This window comes from Kribbella turkmenica (assembly GCF_004348725.1).
Classification (GTDB): Bacteria; Actinomycetota; Actinomycetes; order Propionibacteriales; family Kribbellaceae; genus Kribbella; species Kribbella turkmenica.
In genome coordinates this window covers 15,557-32,756 of record NZ_SMKR01000076.1, presented here as the reverse complement: position 1 = coordinate 32,756, position 17,200 = coordinate 15,557, and the positions used below count along the sequence as shown (strand labels likewise).

At 70.1% G+C, this 17,200-nt stretch carries 18 protein-coding genes; 7 read left to right on the top strand and 11 right to left on the bottom strand.

Translation table 11 applies throughout. The annotated features are described in order from the left end of the window. Positions 1–1,385: ATP-binding protein (locus E1218_RS18525; protein ID WP_132321791.1), on the bottom strand; the 1,385-nt coding region annotated here is incomplete at its 3' end. Between the two features lie 483 nt (positions 1,386–1,868). Here E1218_RS18525 and E1218_RS18520 point away from each other — a divergent pair. Beyond that, positions 1,869–2,111 (top strand): DUF7455 domain-containing protein, encoded by a 243-nt coding sequence (locus E1218_RS18520; RefSeq protein WP_233712307.1) that lies wholly within the window; start codon positions 1,869–1,871, stop codon positions 2,109–2,111. Between the two features lie 105 nt (positions 2,112–2,216). Here the strand turns inward: E1218_RS18520 and E1218_RS18515 are convergent, their stop codons facing one another. Continuing rightward, the gene (locus E1218_RS18515; protein WP_202866076.1) at positions 2,217–3,692 is read right to left on the bottom strand and encodes an aminotransferase-like domain-containing protein; all 1,476 of its coding nucleotides are present in this window, start codon (positions 3,690–3,692) and stop codon (positions 2,217–2,219) included. Positions 3,693–3,778: 86 nt separating this feature from the next. On the opposite strand from E1218_RS18515, the gene E1218_RS18510 reads away from it, so the two are divergent. Continuing rightward, positions 3,779–4,402: a LysE family translocator gene (locus E1218_RS18510; protein WP_132321785.1), complete on the top strand. Its 624-nt coding sequence runs from the start codon at positions 3,779–3,781 to the stop codon at positions 4,400–4,402. Positions 4,403–4,410: 8 nt separating this feature from the next. On the opposite strand, the gene E1218_RS18505 is transcribed toward E1218_RS18510, so the two are convergent. After that, positions 4,411–6,402, bottom strand: coding sequence for an amylo-alpha-1,6-glucosidase (locus E1218_RS18505; protein WP_132321783.1), 1,992 nt, complete (start codon positions 6,400–6,402; stop codon positions 4,411–4,413). Positions 6,403–6,443: 41 nt separating this feature from the next. On the opposite strand from E1218_RS18505, the gene E1218_RS18500 reads away from it, so the two are divergent. From E1218_RS18500 to E1218_RS36130, 5 genes are all read left to right on the top strand, one after another. Further along, positions 6,444–6,929 (top strand): DUF456 domain-containing protein, encoded by a 486-nt coding sequence (locus E1218_RS18500; protein ID WP_132321781.1) that lies wholly within the window; start codon positions 6,444–6,446, stop codon positions 6,927–6,929. 133 nt (positions 6,930–7,062) lie between these two features. Beyond that, positions 7,063–7,611 (top strand): hypothetical protein, encoded by a 549-nt coding sequence (locus tag E1218_RS18495; RefSeq protein WP_132321779.1) that lies wholly within the window; start codon positions 7,063–7,065, stop codon positions 7,609–7,611. A 142-nt stretch (positions 7,612–7,753) separates the two neighbouring features. Then, a complete protein-coding gene (locus tag E1218_RS18490; protein WP_132321777.1) occupies positions 7,754–8,455 on the top strand; it encodes a response regulator transcription factor in 702 nt (233 codons plus the stop codon). Beyond that, positions 8,455–9,975 carry a sensor histidine kinase gene (locus tag E1218_RS18485; protein WP_132321775.1) on the top strand — a complete coding sequence of 507 codons (1,521 nt, stop codon included), beginning with the start codon at positions 8,455–8,457 and terminating at the stop codon, positions 9,973–9,975. Before E1218_RS18490 ends, E1218_RS18485 begins: the two co-directional genes overlap by 1 nt. A 325-nt stretch (positions 9,976–10,300) precedes the next feature. Continuing rightward, positions 10,301–10,444, top strand: a complete 144-nt coding sequence (locus tag E1218_RS36130) for a hypothetical protein (protein ID WP_165949318.1) — start codon at positions 10,301–10,303, stop codon at positions 10,442–10,444. On the opposite strand, the gene E1218_RS18480 is transcribed toward E1218_RS36130, so the two are convergent. The 8 genes from E1218_RS18480 to E1218_RS18445 form a co-directional block, all read right to left on the bottom strand. Further along, positions 10,434–11,489, bottom strand: coding sequence for a Gfo/Idh/MocA family protein (locus E1218_RS18480; RefSeq protein ID WP_132321773.1), 1,056 nt, complete (start codon positions 11,487–11,489; stop codon positions 10,434–10,436). The two genes, E1218_RS36130 and E1218_RS18480, sit on opposite strands and share 11 nt — an antisense overlap. Before the next feature lies 1 nt (position 11,490). Next, a complete protein-coding gene (locus tag E1218_RS18475) occupies positions 11,491–12,333 on the bottom strand; it encodes a sugar phosphate isomerase/epimerase family protein (RefSeq protein WP_132321771.1) in 843 nt (280 codons plus the stop codon). Further along, positions 12,330–13,469: an ROK family transcriptional regulator gene (locus tag E1218_RS18470; protein ID WP_132321769.1), complete on the bottom strand. Its 1,140-nt coding sequence runs from the start codon at positions 13,467–13,469 to the stop codon at positions 12,330–12,332. Before E1218_RS18470 ends, E1218_RS18475 begins: the two co-directional genes overlap by 4 nt. 71 nt (positions 13,470–13,540) lie before the next feature. After that, positions 13,541–14,218 carry a membrane protein insertase YidC gene (gene yidC, locus E1218_RS18465; RefSeq protein ID WP_132321767.1) on the bottom strand — a complete coding sequence of 226 codons (678 nt, stop codon included), beginning with the start codon at positions 14,216–14,218 and terminating at the stop codon, positions 13,541–13,543. A 47-nt stretch (positions 14,219–14,265) separates the two neighbouring features. After that, positions 14,266–14,520: a DUF6412 domain-containing protein gene (locus E1218_RS18460; protein ID WP_132321765.1), complete on the bottom strand. Its 255-nt coding sequence runs from the start codon at positions 14,518–14,520 to the stop codon at positions 14,266–14,268. Positions 14,521–14,523: 3 nt separating this feature from the next. After that, complete coding sequence (locus E1218_RS18455; protein WP_132321763.1) at positions 14,524–15,861, bottom strand: RNA polymerase sigma factor; 1,338 nt, start codon at positions 15,859–15,861, stop codon at positions 14,524–14,526. Positions 15,862–16,122: 261 nt separating this feature from the next. Continuing rightward, positions 16,123–16,743, bottom strand: a complete 621-nt coding sequence (locus E1218_RS18450) for an HhH-GPD-type base excision DNA repair protein (protein WP_132321761.1) — start codon at positions 16,741–16,743, stop codon at positions 16,123–16,125. Position 16,744: 1 nt separating this feature from the next. Next, complete coding sequence (locus tag E1218_RS18445) at positions 16,745–17,158, bottom strand: universal stress protein (RefSeq protein ID WP_131337975.1); 414 nt, start codon at positions 17,156–17,158, stop codon at positions 16,745–16,747. Between the last annotated feature and the right edge of the window lie 42 nt (positions 17,159–17,200).

Genomic DNA, 17,200 nt, shown 5'->3' with positions numbered 1-17,200 from the left:
TTGCTGCGGCAGTCCGCCAGCTTGGCCGGCAAGGCCGACGACTCCAGCGCCGTCTTCCGCCGCTGGAGCTCACGATGCTGACGCGCGGCGACCCTGGTCCGGGAGGCGGCGACCACCTTCTCCAGGACGGCGCGGGCCTGCGCCTTGTGCTCGCGCTTGGTCGAGGTGAGGAACGCCTCGAGCTCCTTCTGCACGACCTTCGCGACGATCCGCGAGGCCGCCGGCGTCCCCAGCACCTCCTTGGTCTGGCCGTCGAACTGCGGCTCGGCCAGCCGCACCGTGACCACCGAGGTCAGCCCCTCCAGGACGTCGTCCTTGATGATCTCCTCACCGCTCTTCAGCAGCCGGGTGCCGTCGAGGGCGTTGGTGAAGCTCTTCGACAGCGCGCGCTCGAAGCCGGCCACGTGCGTACCGCCCTTCGGCGTGGCCACGATGTTCACGAACGAGCGGACCTCGGTCTCGTACCCGTCGCCCCAGCGAACCGCGATGTCGACCTCCAGGTCGCGCTCGACGTCGGTCGGGGTCATGTGGCCGGCGTCGTCGAGCATCGGCACGGTCTCGGTGAAGTTCCCGGTGCCGGTCAGCCGGATCACCTCGGTGACCTTCTGGTCGGTGGCCAGGAACTCGCAGAACTCGCTGATCCCGCCGTCGTGCTTGAACGACTCCTCGGTGACCTCGTCGCCGCGCTCGTCCCGGATGACCAGCTCGAGCCCGGGCACCAGGAACGACGTCTGCCGCGCCCGGGTGACCAGCTCGTCGTAGTTGAAGGCCGCGTCCCGGGTGAAGATCTGCCGGTCGGCCCAGTAGCGGATCCGGGTGCCGGTGACGCCCTTCCTCGCCCGGCCGGCCTTGCGCAGCCCCTTCGCCGGCGTGAAGCCGGCGACCGCGCCCTCGCCGTCGAACTCGCCGGCCACCCCGCGCCGGAACGAGGTGGTCCAGACCGTTCCGCCGCGGTCGACCTCGACGTCGAGCCGCGCGGACAGGGCGTTCACCACCGAGGCGCCGACACCGTGCAGGCCGCCGGACGCGTTGTACGACCCGCCGCCGAACTTGCCGCCGGCGTGCAGCTTGGTGAACACGACCTCGACACCGCTGAGCTTGGTCTTCGGCTCGATGTCGACCGGGATGCCGCGGGCGCGGTCCTTCACCTCGACCGAGCCGTCCTTGTGCAGGACGACGTCGATCCGGTCGCCGTGCCCGGCCAGGGCTTCGTCGACGGCGTTGTCGATGATCTCCCACAGGCAGTGCATCAGGCCGCGGCTGTCGGTGGACCCGATGTACATCCCCGGTCGCTTCCGGACCGCCTCGAGTCCTTCGAGGACGAGCAGGTGACGGGCGTTGTACGTCGGGTCGAGCTCGGTACTGCGAGGCGTCGGGGCGGCCACTGGGCTCCTTCACTGGTTCACAAACGAACTGCACCGCGTCCGGACCGGCCGGGTCCGAACGCATGTTCCCACCCTATGCCGCCAGACCCCCAATTCCCGGCAGGCGGGCCGGACGGCCGGCCTGTGGCCTGTACCGGACGGCACGGTGTGACCGTGCTCCCTGTGGGGTACCGCGAAGGCAGCGATTCGCAGCTGAATCGCTGGACAGAAAGGTGTTCTCGCAGATATCGATCCGGACTCGATCCGGAGTGGTGTACGACACTCCGGACGTGAGCGCGCTGTGACGAGATCATGGCGCACAGTGAGAGAAGACACGCCCGACACTCGCTGGACACAACAATTGCCCCCCATCCGAAACGATTCCTCGTCAAGATGCGTCATACGGGAACAGGTGGTTCGTCTCACATACGGACACGCTGCCCCTACCGGGAAGCGATCCGCATGTCAGGATGTTGGTATCTGGTGAGTACGGAACTAGATGAGATGAGGCCTCAAGTGACTACAGCACTCGCCCCGAGTTCGACCCTGTCGGCTGCGGACCGTTGTGACCGCTGCGGCGCGCAGGCCTATGTCCGTGTCACCCTGACCTCCGGTGGGGAGCTGCTCTTCTGCGCCCACCACAGCCGGGAGCACGCGGAGAAGCTGCGCAACATCGCGATCACCATCCACGACGAGACGGGCCGGCTCGACGCCTCCCCGACCGTCGCAGCGGAGGACGAGCGGTAAGCCCGAGCTTCAAAAACGCGCCGACGACGGCGCCAAAGTCATAGAGGCTTGATGGCGGTCACCCCCACGGTGGCCGCCATCCTTCACGCTCCGACCGTCGACGGCTCAGACCATCGGTACGTCGGGCGGCGGACCGTGCCGGCGGAGTTCCTGCCAGGCCCTGGCCAACCGGTCCACCGCATCGTCGAGGATCGGCTCGGGATACGCGAACGGCACCCGCAGATGGTCGTCGTGCGTCCCGGTCGGATCCATCGCCCGTCCTGCGACCACCTCGACCCGGTGCCGCAGGGCGACCTGCGCGAACACCCGCGCGTCCGTGTCCGGCAGCCGGATCCACAACGCCGATCCGCCCTCCGGCTCCGACCACTCCCACGCGGGCAGTCGTTCGGCCAGCAACTGCCCCATCAGCTTTCGCCGCGCCGTCGCCACCCGTCCCCGCGCGGCCGTCAGCTCCGGCAACCGCGGCAGCAGCCGCGCTGTCAGCGCCTGGTCGATCACCGGGCTCCCGAGATCGGCCAGCGCCTTGTGCCGCGCGATCCGTTCGGCCAGCGGTCGCGTCGCCCGGATCCACCCGATCCGGAGCCCACCCCACACCGCCTTGGATACCGATCCGATCGTCAGCACCTCGGTCCCGTCCGGCGCGTACGCCGCCAGCGGCGGTGGGATCGCCGGCCCGGCCGGGTCCCAGGCGGAGTACGCGTTGTCCTCGACCACCACGACCCCGTGCTTGGCCGCCAGCTCGGCGACCTGGCGCCGCCGGTTCGCCGACATCAGCCGCCCGGTCGGGTTCTGGAACGTCGGCATCACGAACAGCATCGCCGGCTGATGCTCGGTGAACGCGGCCGTCAGCAGGTCGGGCCGGATGCCCGCGTCGTCCAGCGGTACGCCGACCACCCTCCCGCCGGCCGCTCCGAACAGGTCGAAGCAGCCCGGCCAGCTCGGCTGCTCGATCACCACGGCCGCACCGGTCCGCAGGTACATCTGGGTCACCAGGGCGATCGCCTGGTGCGCACCCGTGGTCACGACGATCTCGTCGGGTGACGTCGGCAGCCCGGACTCCTCGAAGTGCTCGGCGATCCGCTCCCGCAGTACCCGTAGCCCGCGCGGGTGATACCCGACGTCGTCGAGCAGCGTGGGCAGGTCGGTCGTCGCCAGGCCGACCAGTTCGCTGGTCAATTCCGGCATGCCCGGGTCCACGGCGTACGTGAGCGAGATGACCTCGCCCGGCCCGACCGCGATCCGGTGGAACAGGGATTCGCCGTACCCGGCCGGCATCCGCTTGTCCGCGCGTGAACGTCCGCGGCTCGCCGCCCGGGCGATCGTCGTACCGCTCCCCCGGCGGCTCTCCACCAGGCCGCGGTCCCGGAGCTCGTCGTACGCCGCGACGACGGTGGAGCGGCTGACCGCGAGGGCCTCGGCGAGGCGGCGTTCGGCGGGCAGCCGGGCGCCGACCGGGAGCTCGGCCGAGCCGATCAGCGCGGCGATCGCGTCGGCCAGCCTGCGGTACAGGCCGCCACCGCGGCCGGCCAGCCGGCCGCCGATCAGGTCCGCCAGGACGGCGGCATCCCCAGAACGATCCACTTCTCCCCCTATTGGCTCGGGTGGACTGCTTTGCGCGCGGCCAGGCTAGTACCACAAGCCAGTCCAGTTCGAGAGGGAGAGAGATCATGGGGATCGCGCAGCTGCTGGGATTCGCCAGTACGACGGTGCTGCTGGTGGGAATGCCGGGGCCGAACAACCTCTACATCTCGCTCCGCAGCCTCGCCCAGGGACGGCGGGCGGGAGTGGTGTCCGCGTTGGCGATCGAGACCGGCACACTCGTCTACATCGTCGTCGCCGCGATGGGCCTCGCCACGGTGGTCAAGGCATCGCCGGCGCTGTTCACCGCGATCACCCTGGCCGGTGCGCTGTACCTGGCCTCCCTCGGCGTGAAGATGCTCAAGGCACCCACCACCGAGCCCGCCGGCGCAGTCCCGCCCGCGCCCCTCGGCCGCGTGTTCCGCGACGGCGTGGTGGTGAACCTGCTCAACCCCAAGGCGGCACTGTTCTTCCTGGCCTTCCTCCCGCAGTTCACCACCCGCGACGCCGGGCCGGACCAGCTGCGCACCGAGATGCTGCTCCTCGGCATCGGCGCCCTGATCATCGGCCTCACCCTCGACCTCTGCTACGCCGTCGGAGCGGACGCGATCGGGCGCCGCGTCCGCTCGGTCCGGACGACGAGCCCTTCGCGCAACCGCATCGTCGCCGCGGTCTACCTGACGCTCGCGACGGCCGCGGTCCTGACGGTCTGACCGAACAGTCAGTGCAGGAGCGCCGCCGGCGCCTCCAGCACTGTCAATTCGCCGGACTGCCAGTGCAGCGACAGCCGGCCATCGCCCAGCCGGAGCCCGCTGACCCTCAGGGACTCCCACGGCATCGACTCCGCCGGGTTCAGCACAAGTGTCCCACCGGGCACATCCGGCTCGATCCCCAGCGCCGCGACCACGACCGCGATCGCCGAGGCCGCCGCCCAGGCCTGCGGACGACACGACAGCGGGTACGGCGTCGGCGTCGACTCCTCGACCCGACCGCGGCCGCCGTACAGCTCGGGGAGCCGGTAGTCGAAGGCTTCCGCGGCCCGGACCAGACCCGCGACGTACGACGAGGCACGGGCGGACTGCCCGGTCGCGTACAGGCCCTGGATCGCCATCGCGGTGTCGTGCGGCCACACGCTGCCGGTGTGGTAGCCGAGCGGGTTGAACCGGGTCATTGCCGTCGACAACGTGCGCAGCCCGAAGCCACTGTCGAGGTCGTCGCCCGCCAGTACGTCGGCGACGGCCAGCTCCTCCTCGGCATCCAGCAGTCCGGTGCCGAGCAGGTGTCCCATGTTCGACGCCCGGCCGCCGACCGGATTCTTCTCGCCGTCCAGGGCGATCGCCGGGTAGCCGTCGACCCAGAACGACTCGCGGAACCGCTCCTGCAGGGCGGCTGCCCACTCCCGCCACTCGTCGCCGGACTCGCCGTGCGCCTCCAGCAACTCGGCTCCCTTGACGGCGGCGGCGTACGCGTAGCCCTGCACCTCGCACAAGGCGATCGGTGCCGCGGCCAGCGTGCCGTCCGGCCATTGCACGCCGTCGTAGGAGTCCTTCCAGCCCTGGTTCGCCAGGCCGTGGCCCGATTCGTCGATGTACTCGAGGAAACCGTCGTCGTCGGGGTCGGCGTACTGCTTCATCCAGGTGAGGGCTCGGCGCAGGTTCGGCAACAAGTCGCGGACCTCGTCGGCGGGCATGCCCCAGCGCCACGCCTTGTGCAGGGTCATGATCCAGAGCTGGGTCGCGTCGTGGGTGCCGTAGTACGCGGCCGGCAGGACGAGGCCCCCGCCGTGGTCGGCGAGCTCGTCGCGGAGCTCGTGCGGGATCTTGCCGGGCTGTTCGGCCGCCTCCGGGTCGACCTCCGTGCCCTGCCAGGCGGCGAGCGCCCGGAGGGTTCCGGCGGCCAGCCCGGGATCGACCGGGATGAGCATGCCGGCCGAGATCAGCGAGTCCCGGCCGAACAGCGTGAGGTACCAGGGCGGTCCGGCACCGAGGTAGCGGTCGTCGGCGGCCGCGAGTTGCAGAGCCTGAGCGTCCTCGAGCGACCGGTTGACCCAGCGTTCGACCCGCTTGTCGTCGCACTCGACCCCTACGTCGTAGCTCGCCGGCTGGGCGGGCGGGTCGAGGCGGAAGCCGGTGGTGCCCTTCGGGAACTCGGCGGTCACCTCGACGGTGAGGACGAACTCCTCCCCCGGACCGACCCGCGGGGTCGAGGTGACCCCGGGGTCGAGTCGGGCGGTCACCCGGGTCCCGGAGTTGTCCCAGTGCAGCCGGGCCGCACCGTCGTACGCCGGGCTGAGCTCGGGCAGATCGGCGGCCGCCCCGCTGCGGACCGCGGCGGTCCCGGCAAGGTCGGTGCCGAGGGCAACCTCCAGGCGGCAGGCGACCGCCACCCGCGACCGGTTCACCAGCCGGATCCGCTCGGTCATTCCGTCGGGACGGATCTCCCGGGTGCGGTACAGCAGCACGGTCGGGTCGTGCCGGTTGGTGTCACCGAGCCCTTGTACGACGGCGACGTACTCGTGGGCGGCGGCGCCGTGCTCGGTCACGTGCACGGGGACCGGCGGCTCGCCGTTGATCCTGACGCTGAGCCGGGACAGGATCCGCCGGTCCCGCGCGTAAACCCCCTCGGCGCCGGAGCCCGTCAGTTGACCGGAACGCGGTGACAGAACCACCCAGGGAGCGGCGAGTGCGGTGACGAGTTCGTGCAGCTGAGGCATGTGTCCACCCTAAGGGGCCGAATGTGCGGCAGAGTGGCCGTGTGAACAGTGTTGCGACGTTCCTGGTCGGGGTGGCGATCTTCGTCGGCATTCTGGGCATCGTCATCCCGGTGCTGCCCGGTGCGCTGCTGAGCCTGGCCGCGATCCTGGTCTGGGCGCTCGAGGTGCAGAGTGCCACCGGGTGGACCGTGCTGGCCGCCGCGGTCGTCCTGATCGGTGCCAGCCAGGTGGTCAAGTACGTCGTACCGGAGCGCCGGCTCCGGGAGTCCGGAGTGCCCAGGCGGTCGATGGTCGTCGGCGTCGTGCTCGGCATCGTCGGGTTCTTCGTCATCCCGGTCGTCGGCATGTTCGCCGGCTTCCCGCTCGGCGTCTACCTGTCCGAACGGCAGCGGCTCGGCACCCACGGGCATGCGTGGACCTCGACCAAGCACGCGCTGCGGGCGACCGGTCTGTCGATCCTGATCGAGTTCGTCGGCGCGTCGCTGGCTGCGGCGGTCTGGCTGGTCGCGGTCCTCTTCCTGGTCTGACCACTGTCCGTACCGCATCGATTGCCAGGGTTTTCTCAGCCGCACCGGAGCCTGGTCCAAGGTTGCCCGGGCAGTGTGGGACGGACCAGTACCAGGTGCTCGGCCTGGCACGCAGTACGGAAGGCACTTCAGCATGGCGTCGTACCAAAAGCTCATCGAGAACCGTTGGCGGCTGGCCGGCACGGCCGCGGCGGTGGTGGCCACCACCGCCGCGGGCGGGGTCGCGTGGGCGTCGTCCACCGCGGACCCGACTCCCTCGCCGGCCCCCTCGGCCTCGCCGTCGGCCCCCTCCACCACGCCGGACACCCCGGGCGAGCGCGGGAAGGGCGGCGGCGCGCACCGGGGCATGTTCGGCCTCGGCGGCGCGCTGCACGGCGAGTTCGTGGTGAAGAAGGACGACGGCACGTACCAGACCGTCGCCACCCAGCGCGGCGAGGTCACCGCGGTCAGCAAGGATTCGATCACGGTGAAGAGCGAAGACGGCTACAGCCGGACCTACACGCTCACCGAGGACACCTTGGTGAACGCCGCCCGGGACGGCATCGACGACGTGAAGACCGGGAACACCGTCATGGTGACCGCGGTGGTGGCCGACGGCAAGGCCACCGCCACCTCGGTCAACGACGGCACGGTCCGCGACGCGGCCCGGGAGAAGTGGGGGTTCGGCCGCGGGCCCCGCTGACTCACAGCCGATTGCCAGGAACCTTGCAGGTTTCCCACGGGTGAGCCCGGCACACTGAGGGCATGAGCGAGCGAAGCGAGTTCATCATCGAGCACAGCGCCTCTTGTGCCGCATCCGCGCCCGGAGCGAAGCGGGGACGTGGATGAGCCCGCATCTCCTGGTGGTCGACGACGAGCCGAACATCGTCGAACTGCTGTCCGCGAGTCTGCGTTTCGCCGGGTACGACGTGAGCACCGCGACCCACGGCGCCGAGGCGTTGCGCAAGGCGCGAGAGGTCGAGCCCGACCTGGTCGTGCTGGACGTGATGATGCCCGGCCTGGACGGTTTCGAGGTGGTCCGCCGGCTGCGCGGTGAGGACCGGCACGTGCCGGTGCTGTTCCTCACCGCGCGCGACGCGGTCGAGGACAAGGTGCTCGGCCTGCAGACCGGCGGCGACGACTACGTGACCAAGCCGTTCAGCCTGGACGAACTGGTCGCCCGGGTGCGTGCACTGCTGCGCCGCTCCGGCCACCGCGAGCAGATCGCGACCGAGGCCGCCGTCCTGCGCTATGCGGATCTGGAGCTGAACGAGGACAGCTACGAGGTCTTCAAGGCAGGCCAGGCGGTCCAGTTGTCGCTCACCGAGTTCAAGCTGCTGCGCTGCCTGCTCGAGAACGCCGAGCGGGTGATGTCGAAGGGCCAGATCCTGTCCGCGGTCTGGAACTACGACTTCGCCGGGGACGCCGGTGTGGTCGAGTCGTACATGTCGTACCTGCGGCGCAAGGTCGACACCGGCGACCAGAAGCTCCTGCACACCGTCCGCGGTGTCGGTTACGTGCTGCGGACCCCGCGAGGACCCAGCTGATGCAGTTCAGCCACCGGCGTTTCACCGACCGGTATCCGCTCCGCGTCACCATCGTCGTCGTACTGCTGACGCTGGTGGCGCTGGCGCTGATCGCCTCCGGTGTGCTGGCGACGACGATCACGCGTGGCGATCTGCTCGCCCGCGTGGACGACCAACTGCGACAGACCGCGGCGACGATCGACCGGACCCCGGTCGACCGGCGTCCGCTGCCACCGCGGGTCAGCGGAGCTCGGCGCCTCCTGCCGAGTCAGTTCGTCATCCAGGTCAACGACTCCGAGGGCAACAGCCGCAACGGTCCGGTCGACGCGCCGCTGACCGAGACCGAGCCGCGGCCGAAGCTGCCGACCCTCACCCTCAACCAGGTCCGGGCGCTCGAGGGCAGGTCCTTCGAGGTGGACGCCGTGTCCGGTGGCGCCACCTGGCGCGTGCTCGCGGTTCCGCTCGACAACGGCCAGGGTTCGGTGATTGTCGCCCAGAGCTTGAAGGACACGGACCGGACGATCCAGCGCCTGGTGGGCATCCAGGTCGCGGCCGGGATCATCCTGCTCGTGCTGCTGGCCGGCGTCGGCACGTTCGTCGTACGGCGCAGTCTGCGCGGACTGGAGGACGTCGAGCACACGGCTGTCGCGATCGCGGGCGGCGACCTGAGCCGGCGAGTGCCGGACCGTGATCCGCGGACCGAGGTCGGCCGGTTGTCGGTCGCGCTCAACCAGATGCTCGGCCAGATCGAGACCGCGTTCGCCCAGCGGACCGCGTCGGAGTACGCCGCCCGCCGGTCCGAGGATGCCGCTCGCCGGTCGGAGGACGCGGCGCGGCAGTCGGAGGACCGGATGCGACGGTTCGTCGCGGACGCCTCCCACGAGCTGCGCACGCCACTGACGTCGATCCGCGGGTTCGCGGAGCTCGCGCGGCAGCGTGGCGGCGTGACCGACCCGGACACGATGCGGCGGATCGAGGACGAGGCCAAGCGCATGGGCCTGCTCGTCGACGACCTGCTCCTGCTCGCCCGGCTGGACCAGCAGCGCCCGCTGAAGCTGGAACAGGTCGATCTGCTACCGGTCGCGGCCGACGCGCTGCACACGGCCCAGGCGGTGCAGCCGGGGCGGGACGTCTCGCTGAAGATCCTGCCGGACTCCCGAGCACCGGTGGTCGCGGGCGACGAGGCACGGCTGCGTCAGGTCCTGGGCAACCTGGTCAGCAACGCCCTCCACCACACGCCCCTCGAAGCACCGATCACGGTGTCGGTCGGCACCCGCGGCGGCGAGGCGATTCTCGAGGTCAGCGACACCGGGCCCGGGCTGAGCGACGAGCAGAAAACGCGTGTCTTCGAGCGCTTCTACCGCGCCGACTCGGCCCGCACCCGGGCCACCGGCGGCTCTGGCCTCGGGCTGTCGATCGTGGCCGCATTGGTGGCAGCCCACCGCGGTCGCGTCGACGTCACCGACGCCGAACCCCACGGCGCGACCTTCACCGTGCACCTGCCGCTGACCGATGCCGCCGATCGAGGCCACGTGCCGTGAGCTCGGCGCCACGTTCCCGGGCAGGGACCAGGTCCCCGTCGCCGCGATCGCCAGGCTCGCGTACGAGATCGCCAGGAACAGCAGCGCGACGCACAGCGACTCCGAACGGCAGCGCGACGCTGAGGTTCGCCCGGTCCAGGTAAATCAGTGAGAGCCCGACGAACGCCAGCCCCAGGATCAGGTACCGCGTCCGGCTGATCCCCGCTGGGCTTCGACAGGTGAGGCGGCGGTCACGCCATGCCTGCGATCGATTGCGGATCGGGCACGATACTCACCCGCGCACATGTCACGACAGATCGTTTCACACCGGGGAATGGAGGCCCCCGTGCAGGACCAGGACGAACTCCCGCTGACCGGCGGTGACGTGACCGAGGGCCTCGTCCGGGTCGGCGACGGATCCGGGGCCTCGCCGGCGCGGCGGGACGGAGCAACGATCGGGCCGTCCCGCCGGCCAACGGTCAGCGCGTGATGGGCACCTCGGCGCCGATCCTGGCGGACTCGTAGATCGCCGTCAGGATCCGGGCCATCTCCAGGCCCTGCTCGGCGGTCGCGTCGGCCGGGATCTCCCGCCGGCAGATCCGCAGGAAGTGGTCGATCTGGTTGGCGAACCCGACGGTGAAGTCGAAGCCGAGCGAGTCGATCTGCGGGTGGATGTGCAACAGGGTGTCGTGCCGCTCGGTGATCATCAGCAGCTCCGGCTCGATCTCCGCCCCGCCCTTGTCGCCGTGGATCTTCACGCTGGTGGCGTTCCGCGCGTGCAGCGAGTACGACGTGTCCACGTCCAGGACCGCGCCACCCTCGAAGCGGACCTGCGCGGTCGCGTAGTCCTCGACGTTGTTCACCCGCGAGGCGGACGCGGCTCGGTACCGGGACAGGTGCTGAATGTTGTCCCGGGCACCGAGGGCCGAGAACGTCGCCCCCGACGCCGAGACCGCGGTCGGCATGCCCATCAGGTACCAGCACAGGTCGATGATGTGCACACCGAGGTCGATCAGCGGGCCTCCGCCCGAGACACCGATGTCGCCGAACCAGCCACCGGGATTGCCGGCGGCCCGGATGATCGTGGCCCGGGCGGCGTAGATGTCGCCGAACTCGCCCTCGTCCAGGAAACGCTTGGTCACCAGGGCGTTCGGGGCGAAGCGCCGGACGTAGCCGATCTGCAGCGCCTGCCCGGTCTCCTGCGTCGCCCGGACCAGCGCCTCTGCCTCCCCGACCGTGACCGCCATCGGCTTCTCGACCAGGACGTCCTTGCCGGCCCGCAGCGCCGCCTCCGCGATCGAGGCGTGCAGGAGGTTCGGCACGCAGATGCTGACCGCGTCGACGCCGGGATCGGCGAGAACCTCCTCGACCACGTCGGTCGCCCGGGGAATCCCGAACTCGTCGGCCCGCGCCTTGGCCCGCGCCCGGTCGATGTCGCACACGGCCACCAGCTCGGCCTGGGGGTTGTGCTGGTACGAGATCAGGTGCTGGGTCGCGATCGCGCCCACCCCGATCACAGCGACTCTCGTGGTCATGTCAGGCAGCTCCCACCAGTCCGAGGATGTTCTTGAGCGAGCGCTCGATGGCGTCCGGAGTGGCCTCCGGGCCTTCGAACTCGAGGCTCACCGGCAGGTCGGGCTTGGTGCCGACCAGAGCCAGCAGCCCCGGCAGGTCGACGTCACCGTGACCCGCGATCGTGCCGAGCAGGTAGTCGCCGGCCAGCGTCTTGAGCCAGCCGTCGCCGGCTGACCGGCGGATGTGGAAGTCCTTCACGCCGACCGACGCCGCGACGTCGATCAGTCCGCCGGCGGTCCGGCCGGGCACCTCGCCGACGCAGAGCCCGTTGCCGAGGTCGAGGGTGACCCGGAAGTTCGGGCGGTCCACGGCGTGCACCAGCCGGGCCAGCCGGTCGGCGCCGTTCATGAAGAAGCCGTGGTTCTCGATCGTCGACACGATGCCCAGGCCGGCGGCGTGGTCGGCGACCGCCCGGCAGCCCTCGACGACCTTCGCGAACGTCGACTCGAACTCCCCCGGGTGCTGCTCACGCCAGGCCCACGGGGCGACGTCGTGCCGGAAGATGCGGGCGCCGAACCGGTGGGCGACGTCGAGCTGCCGGCGCAGGCGGTCGATCTCCTGGCTGTCGGCGGTCCGCAGGTCGCCGCTGACCAGGTAGTTCACGATCGGCACGCCGAGCTCCTCGGCGTGCTTGGCCGTGTCGCGGACGACGTCGTCGTTCTCCAGGTAGTACTCGCCGTCCATGGCGGCGATCTCCAGATGCCCGGCGGGTGATGCGGCGACCCAGTCCAGGACACCGATCAAATCCATCCCGCCGCTCGCCATCAGCGTGCGGAAGCAGTATGAGCTGACTCCTAGCTTCACGTACTGGTCCTCTCAACGTCGTGAGTGAGCTGGGTCCACGGACTCGGGTAGTCGTGAACCCCGTAGATGCCGGAACTGAACTGGTCGAACGCAGTGCCGGCCGCCCCGAGGACGACGGCCTCGCGACCGAGCGCCGAAGCCACGAACGGCGGGTGCTCCGGGAACACCAACTCCTTCCCGACCGCGGCGGCCAGCGGACCGAGAAGCGCACTGCTGTCCTGCGGGAAGCCGAACCGCACGACCACGACCTCGGGGTCGACCACCAGCAGCACCGTGACGATGCGTCCGGCGATCTGTGCGCAGAAGTCCTCGATCTCCGCGCGGGCATCCGGGTCGCCGGCGGCGGACGCCGTCAGCACGGCCTCGCCGGTCGGGTGCGAGGTCCACCTCAACTGGCCCCGCTGGGCGTTCCGTGTCCAGCGCATCCCGCGCTGGGCTCCGAGCTCTCCGGCGAGCCGGTGGCGTCCCTGCCGGATGCCGCCGTTCAGGACGATCGACACCGACACCCGCCGGCCGATCTGGAGGTAGACGACGTCGGAGTAGCCGCGTCCCGCGCCGCCGCGCTGCTCGGCGAGCGCCGCGAGCTTGATGTCGTTGTCGACGGCCACCGGACAGCCCAGCTCCTGGGCCAGGGTCTCCCCGACCGGCACGCCGACGAGGTCGGGCAGCGCGAGGCTGGCCCGGAGGCGTCCGTTCGTCTCGATCACGCCCGGCAGGGCCACGCCGACCGCGCGCAGCCGGGACAGGTCGATCGAGTTCTCGTGGGCGACCGTATGGACTGCCCGGTGGATCAGGGACAGGTCCGGACGCCGACCGGTCTGCAGCTCCTGATATCCGAGCCGGTGGCCGGACAGATCGCAGATGACGGCCCGCGCTCCCCGCGGCCCCAGGTCCACACCGGCAACGAGCCCCGCCTCCCGCGCGAACCGGAAGGCGCGGGCGGGACGCCCCGGGCCGGCGGTCGACGGGTTGGTGGTGACGACCAGCCGGGCCTCGAGGAGGTCGTCGAGAACGGCGTGCACGGTCGGTCGCGACAGCCCGGTCCCGGCGCTGATGACGCCGACCGTCCGCGGCTCGTCGGTGCCGGCCAGGAATCGCAGACAGGCGACCTGGTTCTCCGATCGCTCCGCGTGCATCTGGCCCCATTCTTATTGAAACCGGCTTTAATAAAGACGGTAGCAGAATGCTTCCGGGCTGGCAACGAAAGTCAGCGCTGCAGTACGGCGCGTTCGAGCACTGTCCACGTGGTGGTCGTGAGCAGGTACAGGCCGGCCGCGAGTGGGACGAAGGCCGCGGTGGCGAGCGTGCCGAACGGCAGGACCTGGGCAATCCGCCGGGTCAGCGGCGTCGCGGTCTCGTCGAGCTCCCGGAGTTGCCGCCGGGCCGAGAAGAACGCCACCACCGCGAGCAGTACGGCGAGCGCGAGAAACGCCGGAGTCCCGGTCAGGACCGGCCAGTGCAGGCCGAGCGGCGCACCGAGCAGACTCCCGCTGATCAACTGGTTCGACTCCCCCGCCACCACTGCGCGGGAGAACAGCGTGTACATCAGCCAGAAGAACGGCAGTTGTGCGAGCGTCGGCAGGAAGCCGGCGAACAGCGTGGTCCCTGATTCCGACTGCAGCTTGGCGATCTCACGCCGCAGGCGCTCCGGATCGTCCCGATGCCGATCGGTGACGACCTTCAGCCGAGGCATGAGCGCGGCACGCGCACGCATCCCCCGGTGAGCCCGGATGCTGAGCGGGAGGAGCAGCAGGCGGACGGCGAGCGTGCACAAGACGATCGCCGTCACCGCGGCGTACGCGCCGGTGAGCGGTTCGATCGCGGTGACGAGGGCGGTGATCAGGTGGTAGGCACCGGCAACCGGCGCCTCCAGGAAAGCAGGCATGACAGAACTCCACGAGTGAGAAGGAACAGTGAGCGCGAGAGGTGGCGCTACTGTCCTGGTGCTCGCGGGCGTGGACGTCCGGCCGCGTCCGGGTCACGGAGACGCAGGAACGCCGTCTCCTCCGCGCGGTGCCGGACCGACGCGGCGATCGCCCGCAGCGGAGCCGTTGCCGGCGCGGAGGCGCGGGCGACCAGCAGCAGGGTGAACAGCAGGGCCGCCGCCGTGAGAACGGCGGCGGCCAGGGAAGCCGTGTGGAACACAGGGATCGCCAGCGCGACGACGCCGGCGATCACCTGGGTCATCGATCAATCCAGGTAGTCGCGCAGTACCTGCGAGCGGGACGGGTGGCGCAGCTTCGACATCGTCTTGGACTCGATCTGGCGGATCCGCTCCCGGGTCACGCCGTACACCTTGCCGATCTCGTCCAGAGTCTTCGGCTGGCCGTCGGTGAGACCGAAGCGCATCGAGACGACACCGGCCTCGCGCTCGGACAACGTGTCCAGGACCGCGTGCAACTGCTCCTGCAGCAGCGTGAACGAGACCGCCTCGGCCGGCACGATCGCCTCGGAGTCCTCGATCAGGTCGCCGAACTCGGAATCGCCGTCCTCACCGAGCGGGGTGTGCAGCGAGATCGGCTCGCGGCCGTACTTCTGCACCTCGATGACCTTCTCCGGGGTCATGTCGAGCTCCTTGGCGAGCTCCTCCGGAGTGGGTTCGCGACCGAGGTCCTGCAGCATCTGCCGCTGGACGCGGGCCAGCTTGTTGATGACCTCGACCATGTGCACCGGGATCCGGATGGTCCGGGCCTGGTCGGCCATCGCACGGGTGATCGCCTGCCGGATCCACCAGGTGGCGTACGTCGAGAACTTGTAGCCCTTGGTGTAGTCGAACTTCTCCACCGCGCGGATCAGACCGAGGTTGCCCTCCTGGATCAGGTCCAGGAAGAGCATGCCGCGACCGGTGTAGCGCTTGGCCAACGACACCACCAGGCGCAGGTTGGCCTCGAGCAGGTGGTTCTTCGCCCGCCGCCCGTCCTCGGAGATCCAGTCGTACTCGTCGCGGACCTTGTCCTTGAGCTTCGCGGCCTCGTCACTGAGCTGCTCCTCGGCGAACAGGCCGGCCTCGATCCGCTTCGCGAGCTCGACCTCCTGCTCGGCGTTCAGCAGCGGGACCTTGCCGATCTGCTTCAGGTAGTCCTTCACCGGGTCCGCGGTGGCACCGGCGACCATGACCTGCTGCTCGGGCTCGTCGGTCTCGTCGGCCTCGGAGACGACGAAGCCCTCGTCCTCGGTGAGCTCCTTCTCCAGCGTCTGCACCACGTCGGGCTTGAAGTCGGCCTCGTCGACGTCGTCCAGGGACTTCGGCTTGCCGGTCTTCGGATCGATCGACAGCCCGGCCTCGGTGACCTTGCCAGCGACCGCCTTCTTCGCCGGCGACGATTTCTTGGCCGCGGCGGCCTTCTTCGCGGGGATACCGTCCTCCTTGGTGCCGGCGGCGGGCTTGGCCGCGGCCTTCTTGACCGCGGCCTTCTTGGCCGCGGGGTCGGTCACACGGGCGCTGGTCCTCGGAGCCGCGCTGCGGGCGGTGGCCGGCACTGCCCGGGCTGACTCGGCGGGAAGATTCTCGGACGAGCTGGACGACACGAATTACCTCTCGTCTGACGCAGGGTTTGTGATACGGCGGTACGGCGTTGATAGTGCCTGTGGTGCTGGGTTCTGGGTACGACTCTCTGCGGCTGCTCGCTGGTCAGGCGGCGGCAACACTACATTGTAATCCGCGGACCAAGCCCGAGCGCGCCACGACCCCCCGAACGACGTACTCAGGCCCCTGCCGGGCGGACGCTCCCGCGCCGGCAGAGGCCTGGGTACTTCGACGTTCACATCGGGTCGCGCGATCCGTCGTCCTCAGCCGTTCCGGGTCCGCCGCAGCGGCCGGGCCACCACTCGCTGCTGGACCAGCTGCTGCTCCTGCTTGAACTGCCTCACCTTCACCAGCGATGCCACGTCGATCACGTCCGCGACGGACTTGTAGGCGCCGTCCTCCCCGTACGGCTCGGACGCCTCGCGCCAGCCCCGCGGCCGGACCTTGAGCTGCTTGCCGAGCAGCGCGACGAAGATCTTCGCCTTCTGCGCGCCGAAGCCCGGCAGGGCCGACAGCCTGGCCAGCAGGTCGTCCCCGGACTTCACATCGGACCAGAGGGCCGAAGCGTTACCGCCGTACTCCTCGTCGAGGTGTTTGGCCAGGGTCTGGATCCGGGCGGCCATCGCGGTCGGGAACCGGTGCACGGCCGGCGGGCCGGCCACCACCTCGACGAACGCGTCCGGGTCGTAGTGCGCGACCGTGGACGGGTCGAACGGACCCGCCATCCGCTTCGCGATCGCGACCGGACCCGCGAACGCGCGCTCCATCGGGATCTGCTGGTCGAGCAACATGCCCACCAGCAAGGCGAAGGGATCTCTGCTCAGCATCTCGTCGGCGTCGGGCTGCTGTGCGAGGCACAGCTTCTTGCTGCGTGTCGAAGTCACCTCAGTCCTCCCCTTCCTCGGCCTTCACGGCCAGCACCGGACACGGAGCGTCGAGCAGCACCCGCTGGGCGTTGCTGCCGAGGATGAGCTTGCCGACCGGGGACCGGCGCCGAAGCCCGATCACGATGAACTCCGCGTGCACCTGCTCGGCGACGGCCACCAGGTCCTCCGCCGGGTCGAGTCCACGCACCAGTTGCCGCACCTCGTAGGGCACGCCGGTCGAGTCGAGCTGCTCCCGTACCTCCGTCAACGCGGCGTCACTCGCCGCGGCCTCATCGCTGTCGAAGCTGCGCCCGCCCCGGTGCGAGTTCACCACCACCAGCTTCGCGTCACGCAGCGTCGCCTCTTCCGCCGCGCGTCGAAGGGCTGCACGGCCCTCCGCCTTCGGCACGTAACCCACGACGATGGTCGTCATCGCCCTGCCTCACCTCCGGGTGTCGTGTCGACCCGTTCCGAA